Annotated in this window: 14 protein-coding genes and 1 pseudogene; 7 read left to right on the top strand and 8 right to left on the bottom strand. The window is 69.8% G+C overall.

What is annotated here, in order from left to right; all coding sequences use genetic code 11:
• Positions 1-51: 51 nt before the first annotated feature.
• Positions 52-720, top strand: a complete 669-nt coding sequence (locus tag ACQEV2_RS19810) for a hypothetical protein (protein ID WP_433042969.1) — start codon at positions 52-54, stop codon at positions 718-720.
• Between the two features lie 124 nt (positions 721-844).
• On the opposite strand, the gene mshD is transcribed toward ACQEV2_RS19810, so the two are convergent.
• On the bottom strand, positions 845-1,771 hold the full coding sequence (gene mshD / locus ACQEV2_RS19805; protein WP_433042966.1) for a mycothiol synthase: 927 nt from the start codon (positions 1,769-1,771) through the stop codon (positions 845-847).
• A 155-nt stretch (positions 1,772-1,926) separates the two neighbouring features.
• Between mshD and ACQEV2_RS19800 the strand changes: the two genes are divergently transcribed.
• Both ACQEV2_RS19800 and ACQEV2_RS19795 read left to right on the top strand, forming a co-directional pair.
• On the top strand, positions 1,927-3,750 hold the full coding sequence (locus tag ACQEV2_RS19800) for a bifunctional metallophosphatase/5'-nucleotidase (protein ID WP_433042963.1): 1,824 nt from the start codon (positions 1,927-1,929) through the stop codon (positions 3,748-3,750).
• Between the two features lie 90 nt (positions 3,751-3,840).
• Positions 3,841-5,058: an LmeA family phospholipid-binding protein gene (locus ACQEV2_RS19795; protein ID WP_433042960.1), complete on the top strand. Its 1,218-nt coding sequence runs from the start codon at positions 3,841-3,843 to the stop codon at positions 5,056-5,058.
• Between the two features lie 105 nt (positions 5,059-5,163).
• Here the strand turns inward: ACQEV2_RS19795 and ACQEV2_RS19790 are convergent, their stop codons facing one another.
• Together ACQEV2_RS19790 and ACQEV2_RS19785 are read right to left on the bottom strand one after the other, a co-directional pair.
• Complete coding sequence (locus ACQEV2_RS19790) at positions 5,164-5,910, bottom strand: carbonic anhydrase (RefSeq protein WP_433042957.1); 747 nt, start codon at positions 5,908-5,910, stop codon at positions 5,164-5,166.
• Between the two features lie 162 nt (positions 5,911-6,072).
• A pseudogene (locus ACQEV2_RS19785) lies at positions 6,073-7,907 on the bottom strand (pectinesterase family protein); the annotation flags it as partial.
• A gap of 84 nt (positions 7,908-7,991) precedes the next feature.
• Between ACQEV2_RS19785 and ACQEV2_RS19780 the strand changes: the two are divergent.
• The 4 genes from ACQEV2_RS19780 to ACQEV2_RS19765 all read left to right on the top strand — a co-directional run bounded on the left by ACQEV2_RS19780 (position 7,992) and on the right by ACQEV2_RS19765 (position 10,297).
• A complete protein-coding gene (locus tag ACQEV2_RS19780; RefSeq protein ID WP_433042954.1) occupies positions 7,992-8,195 on the top strand; it encodes a DUF397 domain-containing protein in 204 nt (67 codons plus the stop codon).
• Positions 8,192-8,389, top strand: coding sequence for a DUF397 domain-containing protein (locus ACQEV2_RS19775; protein ID WP_433042951.1), 198 nt, complete (start codon positions 8,192-8,194; stop codon positions 8,387-8,389). The genes ACQEV2_RS19780 and ACQEV2_RS19775 overlap by 4 nt, the downstream gene beginning before the upstream one ends.
• A gap of 59 nt (positions 8,390-8,448) precedes the next feature.
• Positions 8,449-9,177 carry an ABC transporter ATP-binding protein gene (locus ACQEV2_RS19770; protein WP_433042948.1) on the top strand — a complete coding sequence of 243 codons (729 nt, stop codon included), beginning with the start codon at positions 8,449-8,451 and terminating at the stop codon, positions 9,175-9,177.
• 73 nt (positions 9,178-9,250) lie between these two features.
• Positions 9,251-10,297 carry an ABC transporter permease gene (locus tag ACQEV2_RS19765; RefSeq protein ID WP_433042945.1) on the top strand — a complete coding sequence of 349 codons (1,047 nt, stop codon included), beginning with the start codon at positions 9,251-9,253 and terminating at the stop codon, positions 10,295-10,297.
• 22 nt (positions 10,298-10,319) lie between these two features.
• Here ACQEV2_RS19765 and ACQEV2_RS19760 read toward each other — a convergent pair whose 3' ends face one another.
• From ACQEV2_RS19760 to ACQEV2_RS19740, 5 genes are all read right to left on the bottom strand, one after another.
• Complete coding sequence (locus ACQEV2_RS19760) at positions 10,320-11,795, bottom strand: sensor histidine kinase (RefSeq protein ID WP_433042942.1); 1,476 nt, start codon at positions 11,793-11,795, stop codon at positions 10,320-10,322.
• A complete protein-coding gene (locus ACQEV2_RS19755) occupies positions 11,792-12,529 on the bottom strand; it encodes a response regulator transcription factor (RefSeq protein WP_433042939.1) in 738 nt (245 codons plus the stop codon). The genes ACQEV2_RS19760 and ACQEV2_RS19755 overlap by 4 nt, the downstream gene beginning before the upstream one ends.
• Before the next feature lie 97 nt (positions 12,530-12,626).
• A complete protein-coding gene (locus tag ACQEV2_RS19750; protein WP_433042936.1) occupies positions 12,627-12,818 on the bottom strand; it encodes a hypothetical protein in 192 nt (63 codons plus the stop codon).
• A gap of 32 nt (positions 12,819-12,850) precedes the next feature.
• Positions 12,851-13,882, bottom strand: coding sequence for a S1C family serine protease (locus ACQEV2_RS19745; RefSeq protein WP_433042933.1), 1,032 nt, complete (start codon positions 13,880-13,882; stop codon positions 12,851-12,853).
• Positions 13,883-14,144: 262 nt separating this feature from the next.
• Positions 14,145-15,167, bottom strand: a complete 1,023-nt coding sequence (locus ACQEV2_RS19740) for a LacI family DNA-binding transcriptional regulator (RefSeq protein WP_433042930.1) — start codon at positions 15,165-15,167, stop codon at positions 14,145-14,147.
• Positions 15,168-15,279: the final 112 nt, after the last annotated feature.

The raw sequence follows: 15,279 nt of genomic DNA, 5'->3' as shown, positions 1-15,279 counted from the left end.
GTCAAGCGGGGAGGTGTACGAGAGGGGGAGGAACGCGTGACCATGCGGGGTATGAGGGTGGTCGCCGTCGACGTGGGTTCCGTGCGGACCGGCTCCTTCGCCTGGGCCGCGGTCGATATGCCGGGAGAGGCGCTCGCCGGGCACGGAGCCGATCCGGCGACGGCCGTGGACTCGGTCGCGGAGGCTCTGCAGGCCGGTGGGCGTGCGGTGCTCGCGTGGGAGGCGCCGATGGCGGTGCCGGTGCCGGGGAGCGACGAGTGGCAGCACCTGGGCCGGGGCCGCGCCGGGGAGGGAAATCGCCCTTGGTCGGCGCGGGCGGGGGCCGCGGCGATGGGGACGGGGCTCGTGCAGGCCGGGTGGATGCTGGCCGAGGTGGGGCGCGCGGTGCCCGGGCTCGCGGTCACGACGCAGGTACGGCGCTGGGCGGGCGGGGCCGGGCGGTCGAGTGAACCCCGGTTGCTGCTGGTGGAGGCCTTCGTGTCCGGCGCCGGAAAGCCCGTGCCCACTGTTCTGGGTCAGCACGCCGCCGACGCCGAGGCCGCCGCCCGTGCCGTGGCGGAGCGCTTGGCGGGCGGCGGCGAGACAGATGTGCTGTGCGCGCCGCACCGGCCGTTCAACCTGCTGGCGGCCGGGGCGATGTGGGCGGGGCTGGAGATTGCCGGTGACGAGCTGGGGACGGACGTTCTCGTGGTGCGGGCTCGGCCGGTCGGCAGAGCGTAGCGCTCGGGGGGCGCGATGGGCCCTCGGGTGTCTGCAGCTTCGTCGTGGCTGGTTGCGCCCACGCGGCGGAGCCGCACCCGATACGGCCCCGCGCCCCTTACCGGCGCTGCCGGACCCGGCGTTCTCAGGTCTCCGTGCGGTACATCAGGTCCGTCTCGTACGTCACGAACCCCAGCCGCTCGTACACCGACACCGCCGCCTTGTTGTCGGCATCGACATACAGCATCGCCGTGGGCAGCCCCTGTGCCGCCAGATGACGCAGCCCGATCGTCGTCAGGGCCCTGCCCAGGCCGCCGCCCTGGGCGCCCGGGCGGACACCGAGGACGTACACCTCGCCGAGCCCTTCCGCCGCGTGGACCTTCGTCCAGTGGAAGCCGATGAGTTCGCCCTCGCGTTCCGCCAGGAAGAACCCCGCGGGGTCGAACCACGGCTCGGCCTTGCGGTCGTCGAGGTCGCGCTGGGTGAGGGAGCCCTGCTCGGGATGGTGGGCGAAGGCCTCGGCGTTCACCGCGAGCCAGGCCGTGTCGTCCTGGCCGGGGACGAAGGTGCGGACGGTCACGCCCTCGGGGAGCACCGGGTCGGCCAGCTGAAGGTCCGCCAGTGAGCGGCGCATCTGGCGCAGTTCGCGGAAGAGGGTGAGGCCGAGCACCTGGGAGAGGTGCCGGGCGGCGGCATGGCCCCCGTGGGCCCACACCCGCAGCCGCTTGCCGGACGCGGCGAGGAGGGCCGCGCCGAGCGCGCGGCCGTGGCCGTGACCGCGGTGCGAGGGGTGCACGACCAGCTCGGCGGCCGGGGCCTCCACCGGGTCGGTGTCCTCCAGCTGGGCGTAGCCGACGAGTTCGCCGGCCACGGTGAGAAGGAGATGGGACACGCCCTCGCGTGCGCCGCCGCGCAACTGCAGCCGGCCCTGCTCGGACACCGCCTGCTGCCCGTCGTTCCGGGCGGCATCCGCCAGCAGTTCGAGTACGGCCTCGGTCTGCTCCGGGGAGAGCGCGGAGTGGGTCTCGATGGAACGGGAGGGGAGAGGGGATGCGGTGTCGTCGCTGGTCATGCGTACGAGGGTAAGGGGAGCACCCGGCAATGTGGCGGCAAAGGGGCAGGCAAAGGGAAACCAGAAAGTAACCATGAACCCTCTGTCGCGCTACGCGCGTTGACTCTAGGCTGCGCCCGACGGGGCCATGTCACTTTCGACCCACAGGGGGGCGTATGCCAGCCGAGTCACAGGCGCACCAGCGCCGTAGACGCCGTACTCACCTTCTCCTCGCCGGAGCCGCCGGTCTCGCCACCGCGGGCGCGCTGGCCGCGGCGCTCCCCGCGACGGCGACGGCGGAGGAGGGTTCCGCCCAGCACGGTGGCGGTTACACCTACAGCCGCTACCAGGACGTGCAGCTGCTGTCCTTCAACGACCTGCACGGCAACCTGGAGCCGCCGGCCGGTTCCTCCGGCCGGCTCACCGAGATCCAGCCGGACGGCACGACGAAGACCATCGAGGGGACGGGCGGCGTCGAGTACCTCGCCACGCACCTGCGCCAGGCCCGTGAGGGCAAGAAGTACTCCATCACCGCGGCCGGCGGCGACATGGTCGGCGCCTCCCCGCTGATCTCGGGCCTCTTCCACGACGAGCCCACCATCGAGGCGCTGAACAAGCTCGACCTGGACGTCACCTCGGTCGGCAACCACGAGTTCGACGAGGGCGCCAAGGAACTGGCCCGCCTGCAGAAGGGCGGCTGCCACCCGACGGCCGGCTGTTACGTCGAAGGCGAGGAGTTCGAGGGCGCCGACTTCCCGTACCTCGCCGCGAACGTCCTCGACGAGAAGACGAACAAGCCGATCCTCAAGCCCTACTGGGTGTGGAAGAAGAGGGACGTCAAGGTCGGCTTCATCGGCGTGACCCTGGAGGACACTCCGGGCGTCGTCTCCGCCGAGGGCGTCAAGGGCCTCAAGTTCAAGGACGAGGTCGAGACGATCAACAAGTACGCGCGCGTGCTCCAGGCACAGGGCGTGAAGTCGATCGTGGCGCTCATCCACGAGGGCGGCATGCCCGCCTCCGGCTCGTACAACTACAACTGCGACTCCCCGGGCGCGGGCGACGGCGTCTCCGGCCCGATCGTCGACATCGCCAAGAACATCACGCCGCAGGTGGACGCGCTGGTCACCGGCCACACGCACGCCGCGTACGTGTGCACGATCCCCGACCCGTCGGGCAAGCCCCGCATGGTCACCTCGGCCGCGTCCTTCGGCCGCCTCTACACGGACACGACGTTGACGTACGACCGCTTCACCGGCGACATCGCCCGTACGGCCGTGAAGTCCGCGAACCACGTGGTCACCCGGGACGTCCCCAAGGCGCCCGACATGACCGAGCTGATCTCGAAGTGGAACACCCTCGCGGCGCCCATCGGCAACCGCGCGATCGGCTACATCTCCGCCGACATCTCCAACGCCGGTACGGAGTCCCCGATCGGTGACCTGATCGCGGACGCGCAGCTCGCGCACGGCAAGGAGCTGGACCCGGAGACGGACCTGGCGCTGATGAACCCGGGCGGCATCCGGGCACCGCTGACCTACGTGGCCAAGGGCAGCGAGGGCGACGGTGTGGTGACGTACGCCGAGGGCTTCACCGTGCAGCCGTTCTCCAACACCGTGAACCTCCAGGACTTCACCGGAGCGCAGCTCGTCCAGGTGCTCAAGGAGCAGGTGAGCGGGACGAACACCGCCTCGCCGAAGATCCTGCAGGTGTCGTCCGGTCTGACGTACACGCTGGACCTGACGAAGACGGGTGCGGACCGGGTGGTGACCGACTCGATCAAGCTGAACGGCGAGGCGATCAACCCGACGGCCACCTACCGCGTCGCCACGAACAGCTTCCTCGCGGGCGGCGGCGACGGCTTCCCGACGCTGGGCCAGGGCACGAACGACCTGGTCGGCTCCGACGACCTGACGGCGCTGGAGAAGTACCTGACGGCCAACTCCTCGGCGTCGAACCCGATCGCGCCGCCGGCGGCGAACCGGATCACGGTCGTCAAGTAGTGAACCAGTGGCGTGAGGTACGCGTGAACTAGATCGCAAACCTCCGGTAGAGGTTGCGGGTGGGGGGCGTGCGCATGGTCGGATGGGCCGATGCGTTCCCCCCACCACATAACGACGCATCCTCATACAAACCCATACGAGGAGCTCGCCGCACTGGATGACGGTCCGCTGGACGAGTTCCTCCACGAGGACATACCGGAAGCGCGGGACGAGGCGGAGGCCCAGGACGATCCCTGGGCCCCGCCCAACCACCGCCGTAACGGACGTCGCCGGCGCCGAGGCCGCTTCGCGGGCCTGCCGCTCGCGTTGAAGGCGGTCGTCGGCCTCGTCGTCCTCGCCGCCTTCCTGACCCTCGCCGACCGCTGGGCCCTGCTGTACGCCGAGCGCAGAGCGGCGGATGCTCTCAAGGACCGCATGCATCTGGCGGCGGCCCCCGAAGTCGAGATCAGCGGCTTCCCCTTCCTCACCCAACTCGCCGACGAGCGGCTGGACTCGGTCAAGGTGACCGTCCCCGACGTGGCCGCCGACCGGGTCTCCCTCGCGCAGGTGACGGCGACGGCACGGAACGTACGACTGGACACCGACGGCCCGACATCGGTGCGCGGCGCCGACGTCCCCGAGCTGGAGGGCGAGGTCCTGCTCTCCTTCGCGGACCTGAACCGTGAACTCGGCGCGTCCCAGGTGACGTTCACCGGAGAGGGCCACGACCGGGTGCGAGCGCGCGGCACGCTGCCGGTCGCCGGGCACGACCTCCGTCTGCGCGCCGAGGCGCAGATCGTGCGCGAGGGCGACCGCGGCATCGCGACGCACATCGGCGGAATGCGCCTGGACATAGGCGACTTGGCCACGTACCGCCCCGGCGCCCGCACCTCGGAGGGCCTGCATCTGAGCCGGAAGTCGGCGGCCCGCCTCGCCCACGAAACCCGCAAGGCGAAGGCGCTGCTGTCCATCCCTTCGGTCGTCCGGCGCCTGGGCGTCCCCGACTCCGTGGTCCGCGAGGCCCTGCGCCACGAGTCCGACCTCACCGAACTGACCGGCACCCCGCGCTTCGTCCACCAGGCCATGCGCCTGAATCTCATCGACCTGGCCCTGGACCACCCCGCGATCCTGAAGCTCCTGGGCTTCGACCCCGCCCTCCTCGACGCCCTGCCCCGCCTCACCCGCCCGGTCCTCGCCGACCAGCTGTCCCTGGGCTTCCGCCTGCCCGAGCCGCCGAGCGGTCAGCTGCGGTTGCGGGATGTGCGGGTGGAGGAGGACGGGATCAGGGTGCGGCTGGAGGGGAGGGGGCTGGCGGTCGGCGGAAAGTGAATGCCGCTGTCCATCCCGCGCCGAAGCTGAGGGTGTGAGCGGGTACGGGGCCGTGGTCCGGAGCGCCGGGCCGTACTCGGGCCCCGTACCCGCTGCGCGCGGGCGTCAGGCGACCCGGTGGACGCGCTGCGTGCCCAGTTCGTAGCGGGCGCCGACGATGGCCAGCTTGCCCTCGGTCACCTTGGCGGCGAGGTCCGGTTCCGCGGCGAGGCGGGCGCGGACGGCCCGTACGTTGGCGTCGATGGTGGAGTCGACGCGGGCGTCGCCCTCCTTGGTGCGGTCTATGTTCGGCGCTATCTGATCGGCGATGTACTGGATGTGCGCCGGCAGCCGCTCGCCGGTCCGATCCGCTGTCACCGCGGCCTTCACGGCGCCGCACGACTGGTGCCCGAGCACCAGGACCAGCGGGATGTCCAGTTCGAGCACACCGTAGGCGACGCTGCCGAGCACGGCCTCGTCCAGGACCTCACCGGCGGAGCGCACGGTCATCAGGTCACCGAGGCCCTGGTCGAAGACCAGCTCCGGCGGGACGCGGGAGTCGATGCAGCCGAGGACGACGGCGAACGGGTGCTGACCCGACGTCAGGCTCTGCCGCACGTCGGGCGACTCGTCGGGGTGCCGCTCGCGGAAGGTGCGCCAGCGCAGGTTGCCCGCGGCGAGCTCACGCAGGGCTTCCTCGGGGGTGCCCGGCCGGTGACGGGTGGTGGCGGCCGGAGCGGCGGAAGCGGGGGTCGATCCGAGGGTGGCCGCGGCACCCAGGGCCGCCGCCCCCGTCAGCCCGGTGCGAAGGAGTGCGCGCCGGGCGAAGGTGGATATGGCCGGCTTGGAGCCGGCGCCTCTGTCGGAGTTCACGGGGTGGAACGTATGCCCGATTCCGGTAGCGAGCGGTTGCGTTACCGAATCATGGCCGGGCGCGGGAGACTCCTGGGCGGACGTTGGTCCGCCCTTGACGATCTCCCGCGCTTTTCTTGACCTTTCAAGGAGTCGTTGGGGTCGTGCGAGTCGTAGAAGTGGTCAGGATGTCGCGGGCGTCCAGTCCCCCAGCCAGTCGGCGATCTCCTGCCCGGCGGCCTGCGCGTCGGTCAGCTGCGGGCGCTCGCTGCTCGCGCTGCCCGCACCCGGGCCGGTGTTCTTGTACTCGGCGAACCGGTCGTCCTCCCAGGAGAATCCGCCCATGTCCGACCAGGGGGCGGACTTGATCGCGGCGCTCAGGCTCGTCTCCCGGGCCGTGGTCTGCAGGTCCACGGTCGTGTCGCCGCCGGGGTGCCAGTTGCGGCCGAGGTGGAAGCTGCCGTTGCTCACGTCGCCGTTGACGGTCGAGCGGGTGATGAGGATGCCCTTGCGGTTGGCTTCCGTGCTCGGCGCGGTGACGTATCCGGCGGACGAGCCGTCCCAGCGCTTCCTCAGTGTGATGACGGACCTGTCGATGACGGCGGTGCCGCGGCCGAAGATGAAGTCGACGTTGCCGAGAATGTAGGAGTTCTTGACGTAGACCCGGCCGAGGGTGCCCTTGGCGGCCGTCTCCATCTCCAGGGTGTCCTGGTCGCCGGTGATGATGAGGCTGTCGAGGAACACCTTGTCGGCCTGGGTCAGCTGGGCGACGGCCTGGTGTCCGGAGAGGGACTGGTTGGCGGCCTCGTTGAAGTCGTTGGTGACGCTGAGGTTGCGCACCTGCGTGTCGTCGGCCTTGATGCTGAGGGTGGCGCTGCCGGGCGTGCCGTACGTCCCCGACCCGTCGGGCTTGGTCATCCCGGCGGCGTGTCCCTCGACGATGACGGTGTCCTTGCGGCCGGTTTGCCGGTCCCGACGATCGTCACATGCGGCTTGTGCGAGGGCACGGTCACGGCCTCGCGGTACGTCCCCGGCTTCACCTGGATGACGACACGGGAGGGGTTGTTCGCCGGTACGGCGTTGATGGCGGCCTGCACGGTCGAGTACTGGCCGGAGCCGTCCTTGGCGACGGTGAGGGTCGTCGCGGCCTTGGTGCCCACCGGGCTGCTGCTCGTCGTGCCGATGGAACTCCTCGGCTCTGCGCCCGACTTGAGCAGGGACGGTACGTTCGCCGCCGTGTCCAGCGAGTACGAGTAGTACGTCTTCGGGTCGAAGGCGGTACCGCCGCTCTCGTTACGGCCACTGGTGCCCGAGAAGACGTTGCCGCGTTGGACGAGCGTCGCTGTGCTGTCCTTGATGACCGGGTTGTTGACGCCCTGGAAGTACGAGTTCTCGAGCACCATCTTGGTCTTGCCGCGCGCGTAGTTGCCGTACGACGACTTGATGTCCGTCCCCGCCACGTCCTCCAGGAAGTTGTTGTAGAGGTGCGCGTGGGCGGCGTTGTCGGTGAAGGGGTTGCGCTGCTCGGTCTCCCGCACCCAGTTGTGGTGGATGGTGATGTCGGTGACGACGTTGTCCGTCCACCCGATGCCGAAGGCCTTGTTGTCCTTGCTGAGCTTGTTCCAGGAGACGGTCACATAGGTGCTGTCCTTGCGGACGTCGATGAGCCCGTCGGCCATGTGCCGGAGATCGTTGTGATCGATCCAGACGTGATGAGCACCGTCCATCTGGATGGCGTCGAAGTCGTGGTCCTTGTCGTTCCAGACGCCTTGGTACGAGTCCCGGATGGTGAGGTTCCGGATGATCACGTTGTGGATTCCTTGGCCGAGGAAGAAGCCACCGCCGACGATGTGCCCGGAGGTCCCGGACCCGACGATGGTCTTGTCCGACTGGACCTTGATCTCCTTCCCTACCGGGCTGATGTTGATGGTCCCGGCGACGACGATGACGTACGGCTCGGCGGCCGTGGCGTACTTCTCCAGGTCGGCCTGCGTCTTGACGGTGACGATTTTCCCGTCTCCCTACGATCTCGTCAGGGACGCCGCTCTGACTCCGGCGGAGTCGACGGCGTTCATCAGGCGCCTTCTGGAGGAGTGCAGATTATGAATCGAACCCCCGACCTGGATACGGCCGTGTGGCGGAAGTCGAGCTACAGCGACGGGGGAGCGTCGAACTGCGTCGAGGTCGCCGACGGCCACCCCGGCATAGTTCCGGTCCGCGACAGCAAGGTCCCCGAGGGACGCGTCCTCGTCTTCGGCGCGTCGTCCTGGTCCGTGTTCGTGCGCGGCGTGAAGGAGTCCTCGTGACCCCCGACCTCCACACCGCCGTGTGGCGCAAGTCGAGTTACAGCGAAGGGGGAGCCAACGACTGCGTCGAGGTCGCCGACGGCCACCCCGGCATAGTCCCCGTCCGCGACAGCAAGAACCCAACAGCCCGCCCGCTGATCCTCTCGGCGGCATCCTGGTCCGCCTTCGTGCGCGGCGTGAAGGAGACGGCGTAATCCCGCCGGGATGTCACCGCGGGGCCTGAGCGGATCATTCCGGGCTAACGTCGGTCGTTATGGCCACCGATGCGATCACAGTCGAAGGACTGCGCAAGCGGTACGGGGATGTACAGGCCGTCGACGGGGTCTCCTTCGAGGTCAAGCGCGGCGAGTTCTACGGCATTCTCGGACCGAACGGCGCGGGCAAGACCACCACCCTGGAGATCGTCGAGGGACTGCGCGAGCCCGACGAGGGCACCGTCACCGTGCTCGGCGAGGCGTCCTGGCCGCGCAACAAGGCGCTGTTGCCCCGGATCGGCGTCCAACTCCAGTCCTCCGCCTTCTTCGAGAAGCTCACCGCCCGTGAGCAGATCCACACCTTCGCCTCGCTCTACGGCGTCCCCGGGGAAAATGCCGACGCGATGCTGGAGAAGGTCGGCCTGACCGAGAAGGCCGGCGTCCGCGCCGAAAGGCTCTCCGGCGGCCAGATGCAACGGCTGTCCATCGCCTGCGCGCTCGTCCACGACCCGGAGCTGGTCTTCCTCGACGAGCCGACCACGGGCCTGGACCCGCAGGCCCGCCGGAACCTGTGGGATCTGCTGCGCGACATCAACGCCGAGGGCCGCACCGTCGTCCTGACCACCCACTACATGGATGAGGCCGAGACGCTGTGCGACCGGGTGGCGGTGATGGACCACGGCAGAGTCCTGCGAGTCGGCCCGCCCAGCGACCTGATAGGCGAGCTGGGGGTGGACTCCCTCGAGGACGTCTTCCTCCAGCTGACCGGACGGGAGTACCGCGAGTGAGGACGAGGAAGGGGAAGGGGAGGGGGAGGGGACCGGGGCGGGGGTCCAGTCCTTCCGCAGTCTCAGCAGGGCCATGACGCTGGGCCTGCTGCGCGACCGGACAGCGGTCTTCTTCATGCTGGTCTTCCCCTTGATGTTCCTGGTGCTGCTCGGCACCGTCCTCAAGGACGCCGGTGTCTCCGAGTCGAAGGTGATCCAGGTCGGCGATGTCGCCGTCCTGGACGAGATGCCCGACAAGGAACGCGAACAGCTCCGTGGAGTGCTGCGGATCGAGAAGACGGACGGCTCGGCGGCCGCCCGCGCAGACGCCCTGGAGAAGGTCCGCAAGGGTGACGCCGACGCCGCGGTCACCGAGACCGGGGGAGAGATCGAGCTGCGCTTCTCGGCGGCCGACCTGGTACGGGCGGGGAACGTGCAGGGCATCCTGCAGGCGATCGTCGAGCGGGCCAACCAGGCCGCGACCGGTCAGCCGCCCGCCTACACACTGACGTCCGGGCAGGTCGAGGACGAGTCGACCAAGCCGATCCAGTTCCTCACGCCCGGCCTGCTCGGCTGGGCGGTGGCCATGGGTGCGGTGTTCGGCACCGCGCTCAACTTGGTCGGCTGGCGCAAGAAACGCATCCTGCGCCGACTGTGGCTGGCGCCGGTCAACGCCGGCTCGGTGATCGGCGCCCGTATCGGCGTGAATCTGGCGCTGGCCCTCGCCCAGACCGTGATCTTCCTCGGAGTGGCCACCCTGCCCTACTTCGGTCTGCGACTGACCGGCCACTGGTGGCTGTCCTTCCCGCTGATCCTGAGCGGCACGCTGGCCTTCATGTCCATCGGGCTGGTCGTCGGCGCCTGGGCCAAGTCCGAGGAGGCCGCCAACGGGATGGCCCAGATCGTCGTCCTCCCGATGGCCTTCCTCTCCGGCTCCTTCTTCCCGCTCGACGCCGCGCCGCAGTGGCTTCGCACGGTGTCGGAGTTCTTGCCGCTCAAGCATCTCGGCGAAGCGCTGCAGGGCGTACTGTCCCGAGGCGAAGGCTGGTCCATGGCCCTGCCCGTCATAGCGGGTCTGCTCGCCTTCGCCGCCGTCCTGACCCTGATCGCCACCCGCCTGTTCCGCTGGGACGAGGCGTGACCCGGCGTGCTGCCGGTGCCTCTTACGGAACCTCCGGCGGAGCCGTGGGTGCCCCCGGCAGCCGTACGGTCGCCACGGTCCCGCCGCCCTCCGCGCGGGCCAGGGTCACCTGGCCGCCCGCCTGCTGAACCGTCCGCGCCACGATCGACAAACCCAGCCCCGAGCCGGGCAGGGCCCGTGCGCTCGGGGAGCGCCAGAAGCGGTCGAAGACGTGGGGGAGTTCGTCGGCGGGGATGCCGGGGCCGTGGTCGCGGACCGTGAGGACGCCGTCGGCGAGCTGCACCTCGATCGTGCCGCCCTCGGGGCTGAACTTCACCGCGTTGTCGAGGACGTTGACCACCGCGCGCTCCAGGGCCGCCGGTTCCGCGCGGACGTACCACGGCTGGAGGTCGACGGTGATCGTCAGCTCCGGGCCGCGCAGGCGGGCGCGGCGCAGGGCCGCCTCGACCGTGTCCTCCAGCGAGATCACCTGGACGCGTTCACCGCGCTGACCCTCCGAACGGGACAGCTCCTGCAAGTCGCCGATCAGAGCCGCCAGTTCGGTCATCTGGGCCTTCACCGAGGCGAGGAGGGCCTTGCGGTCCGCCTCGGGGATCGGGCGGCCCGTCTCCTCGCTGCGGGTGAGCAGTTCGATGTTGGTGCGGAGGGAGGTGAGGGGGGTGCGGAGTTCGTGGCCGGCGTCCGCGATCAGCTGCTGCTGGAGTTCGCGGGAGCTGGCCAGGGCCGACGTCATGGAGTTGAAGGAGCGGGAGAGGCGGGCCACCTCGTCCTCGGAGTCGTCCTCCACCGGGATACGGATGTTCAAGTCCTCGGTGCGGGCGACGTGTTCCACGGCCTCGGTGAGCTTGTCGACGGGGCGGAGGCCGGCGCGGGCCACCGCGAGGCCGGCGGCTCCGGCACCGATCACTCCTACGCCGGAGACGAAAAGGAGGATCAGGGCGAGGTCGTTGAGGGTGGACTCGGTGTTCTTGAGAGGGACGGCCACGAGGAGTGCGGTGTCGGGGTACAGCTGAGGCGGGCTCAAAGGGCTCTGACTGATGAGCAGAGGAACGGTGAACACGCGAACGGCATTGCCGTCCGTGTCGGTGCCGTTGCGGACGACCCCGTCCAGGACCTTCCCAGTGCCGCTGTTCGCATCCTTGATCACATTCGTGTCGGCGCTGGTGACTTTGACGGTGCCCGCCGATGTGGAGGAGACACAGGGCGTCCCGTCCGCCTTGACCAACTGGATGTAGGCGCTCTGCGGCAGCCCGTTGCCGGTCTGGTCGGTCGGCACAGTCTGCGGGCAGGCATTGAGGAGGCCGACGACCTGACTGTACTTCTGCGGCTGCGAGATCTTCTCGAGGTCGGCTTTGACCTGCTCGTACAGCTTCCCCTGCACAATGAACCAACACGTCACCGAAACCGCAGCCACCGCGAACGCCACCGCCGCCGCCACCAGCAGCGCCAGCCGCGACCGGATCGGCAGCGACCGGAACCGGCGCAGAACCTTGCTCACTCCGCCCCGCCCTGCCGCAGCACATACCCCACACCCCGGACCGTGTGCACGAGCCGCGGCTCGCCGCCCGCCTCGGTCTTGCGGCGCAGGTACATGACGTACACATCAAGGGAGTTGGACGAGGGCTCGAAGTCGAAGCCCCACACCGCCTTGAGGATCTGCTCCCGGGTCAGCACCTGGCGCGGATGCGCCATGAACATCTCCAGCAGCGTGAACTCCGTACGGGTCAGCTCCACCGGCCGCCCACCCCGCGTGACCTCCCGCGTCGCGAGGTCCATGCGCAGGTCCGCGAAGGTCAGCGCCTCGTCGTCCTCCGCCGGGCCCGCACCGGCCGCCGCCGCGTACGAGCTGCGCCGCAGCAGGGCCCGGACCCGGGCGAACAGTTCGTCCAGTTCGAAGGGCTTCACGAGGTAGTCGTCGGCGCCCGCGTCCAGCCCCGTCACACGGTCGCCGACCGTGTCGCGGGCGGTGAGCATGAGGATCGGTGTCGTGTCGCCGGCGCCACGGATGCGGCGGGCCGCGGTCAGGCCGTCCATGCGGGGCATCTGGATGTCGAGGACCACCAGGTCGGGCCGGTAGGCCGTCGCCTTCTCCAGGGCGTCGGCGCCGTCGACCGCGACCTCGGTGTCGTACCCCTCGAAGGCGAGGCTGCGCTGAAGTGCTTCGCGCACCGCCGGCTCGTCGTCGACGATCAGGATGCGCTGGGGGTCACGGTCGCCATCGGCGGGGCTCATGGGCTCGGGATCCTCGGGTGTGGTGGGGCTGGGGGCTGGGCGGCTCAACGCCTTCAGCCTCGCATGTTTCTCGACTTTCTCGGCTTTGCCGGCTTCCTCAGCCTCGTACGGTACGGCGGCGGCCGCGGCCCGCGGTGGCCCTGCGGCCGGTGCCGACACCGGCGGTGGTCGCCAGCTCCGGCGCCCGGGACGGGGCCGTCGGCGCGTGCAGGGCGCCGGCGATCTCCAACGCGAGGGCGAGGTCGGCCGGACCGACGCCGGTCGCGGTGTGCTCAACCTGCTGGATCATGACGTACTCCTTCGGCTCGGGCTTCAGTGAAGTCAGTTCTGCGACCCCGACCGCAGCTTCGCCAGGTCGGCCTTGACGGTGTTGATCGGGATGGCGAAGCCGAGGCCCACGCTGCCCGCGTCGGACGAACTCGAGCCGGAGGCCGAGTACATGGCGGAGTTGATGCCGATGATGTTGCCGTTCATGTCGATCAGCGCGCCGCCGGAGTTGCCGGGGTTCAGGGAGGCGTCCGTCTGGATCGCCTTGTACGTCGTCGTCGACGACCCGGTGTCGCCGTTGAACTGCTGACCGCCGAACTCGAACGGCCATCCGCCGTCCGGCTGCTGTTGCTGCTGCCCCTCGCCCGTCGAGACGGTCACGTCCCGGTCGAGCGCGGACACGATGCCGCTGGTGACCGTGCCGGTCAGGCCCTCGGGCGAGCCGATCGCCACGACCTCGTCGCCGACCTGGACGCCGTCGGAGTTGCCGAGCGTGGCCGGGGTCAGCCCGGAGGCGTTCCGCAGCTTGATCAGGGCGAGGTCCTTGCTGCTGTCGGTGCCGACGACCTCGGCGGTGTACGACTTGCCGTCGCTGGTCGTCACCTTCACCGACGAGGCGCCGGAGACGACATGGTTGTTCGTGATGATCTCGCCGTCACTGGTGATGATCACGCCGGAACCGGTGGAAGAGCCCGCGTTCGAGGTCGCGTTGATCTCGACGATGCTCGGGCTGACCGCCTTGGCGACCCCGGAGACCGTGCCTTTCTGGCTGGAGGGGACGACGTTGGTGCTGGTGGAGTCGGCGGCGGCGACGGTGTCGTGGCCGGTCAGCTCCTGGATGCCGTACGCCGTCCCGCCCCCGATCGCCGCGGCGACGATCGCCACGGCGGCGAGCAGAGCGACGGGACCGCCCTTGCGGCGCCGCGCCTTCGGCGGCTGGGCGACGGGCTCGGCGAGGAGAGTGGTGGGAGCCGACGGCTGGTACGCCGGCGGAGGCGGCCACTCCGGGTTCACGGAGGAGGCGTCCTGCTGGTCAGCCTGGTACGGGTTCTCGTACTCGCCGTCGCGGCGGAAGCTCTCGGTCATGCCAATGAGCTTGTCGCCCGACCATGAGAGCTCCCTGAGTGCTCCCTGAGAAGCCCGGCAGAACCTCGTATGCCCGATATAAAGCCCCCACTGGCCGGGGGCGGGGGCTTCTCAGAGATCTCTCAGGAAAGGAGACCCGCCAGGAAAGCCAACTGGGACTGCAACGCCCTCAGGGGCGCGGGGAACTGCGCGATCAACCACACACGACGGAGAGCCGCACGACGCCAGAACCACCCGAGCTCTCAGGCGCACCCGCACGCCCTCAGGCGCACCCACACGACTTCCGTGTGACCAGCCGCGACGGAAACACCTTCAACCGCTCCCGCCGCGACCCGGCGACCCGCAGCCCGTCATCAAGCACCAGATCCACAGCGGCCCGCGCCATGGCCGACCGGTCGGACGCGATAGTAGTGAGCGGAGGATCCGCCAGCGCCGCTTCCTTGATGTCGTCGAACCCGGCGACAGCCAACTGCCCCGGCACATCCAGGCGGAGCTCCCGCGCCGCCCGCAGCACACCGATGGCCTGGTCGTCGGTGGAGCAGAAGATCGCCGGCGGCCGGTCGGGGCCGGCGAGAATGTCGAGCGCTACGTGATACGCGTCGTAGCGGTTGTACGGCGCCTCGAACAGCCGCCCCTCCGTGGAGACCCCGGCCTCGGCCATCGCCCGCCGCCAGCCCTCGACGTGGTCGGAGACAGGGTCGCCGACCGCCGGCGTCTCCGCGGTGCCGCCCATACAGGCGACGTACTCGTAGCCGTGCTCCAGCAGGTGGCGTACGGCGAGCTGGGCGCCGCCCAGGTCGTCGGTGACGACGGCGACGTCGTCTATGGCCTCGGGCCGCTCGTGGAGGAGGACGACCCGGGCGTCCCAAGCCTCGATCTCGGCGGCGGCCAGGTCGTTCAGGGCGTGCGAGACGAGGATGAGCCCCGAGACCCGCATCCCGAGGAACGCCCGCAGATAGTGGACCTCGCGCTCGCCGACGTAGTCGGAGTTGCCGACGAGAACCATCTTCCCGCGCTCGGCCGCGGCCCACTCGACCGCGTGCGCCATCTCCCCGAAGAAGGGCTGGCGCGCGTCCGGCACGATCAGGCCTATGAGATCCGTGCGCCGCGATGCCATCGCCTGGGCCACCCGGTCGGGCCGGTACCCCAGTTCCTTGATCGCGGCGAGGACACGCTCGCGCGTGGCCGGGGCGACCGGCCGGGGTCCGTTGTTGATGACATAGCTGACGACGGCAGTCGAGGTTCCTGCCAGCCGCGCCACGTCATCCCGAGTCACCTTGGCCACGCGCGGAGTCTACGCGGATGGACCCGCTCTGGGCAGGGCGTGAAGGAGCTTCCCTGTCGCCCGGCTGTCACTTCGCTGTGCGAATGCGACGCCGGTGCGCCCTGTCCGAGCG

The sequence above is a fragment of the Streptomyces sp. CA-251387 genome, from assembly GCF_050936625.1.
Lineage (GTDB): Bacteria > Actinomycetota > Actinomycetes > Streptomycetales > Streptomycetaceae > Streptomyces.
Note: the sequence above shows the minus strand (reverse complement) of the source record. Positions and strands in the feature narration are given on the sequence as shown.

Bases quoted from the DNA above. Each gene is read 5' to 3' on its own strand.
- ACQEV2_RS19795 (WP_433042960.1), top strand. From the start codon at position 3,841: ATGCGTTCCCCCCACCACATAACGACGCATCCTCATACAAACCCATAC.
- ACQEV2_RS19810 (WP_433042969.1), top strand. From the start codon at position 52: ATGAGGGTGGTCGCCGTCGACGTGGGTTCCGTGCGGACCGGCTCCTTC.
- mshD (WP_433042966.1), bottom strand. From the start codon at position 1,771: ATGACCAGCGACGACACCGCATCCCCTCTCCCCTCCCGTTCCATCGAG.
- ACQEV2_RS19755 (WP_433042939.1), bottom strand. From the start codon at position 12,529: ATGAGCCCCGCCGATGGCGACCGTGACCCCCAGCGCATCCTGATCGTC.
- ACQEV2_RS19765 (WP_433042945.1), top strand. From the start codon at position 9,251: ATGACGCTGGGCCTGCTGCGCGACCGGACAGCGGTCTTCTTCATGCTG.
- ACQEV2_RS19780 (WP_433042954.1), top strand. From the start codon at position 7,992: ATGAATCGAACCCCCGACCTGGATACGGCCGTGTGGCGGAAGTCGAGC.
- ACQEV2_RS19745 (WP_433042933.1), bottom strand. From the start codon at position 13,882: ATGACCGAGAGCTTCCGCCGCGACGGCGAGTACGAGAACCCGTACCAG.
- ACQEV2_RS19800 (WP_433042963.1), top strand. From the start codon at position 1,927: ATGCCAGCCGAGTCACAGGCGCACCAGCGCCGTAGACGCCGTACTCAC.
- ACQEV2_RS19770 (WP_433042948.1), top strand. From the start codon at position 8,449: ATGGCCACCGATGCGATCACAGTCGAAGGACTGCGCAAGCGGTACGGG.
- ACQEV2_RS19750 (WP_433042936.1), bottom strand. From the start codon at position 12,818: ATGATCCAGCAGGTTGAGCACACCGCGACCGGCGTCGGTCCGGCCGAC.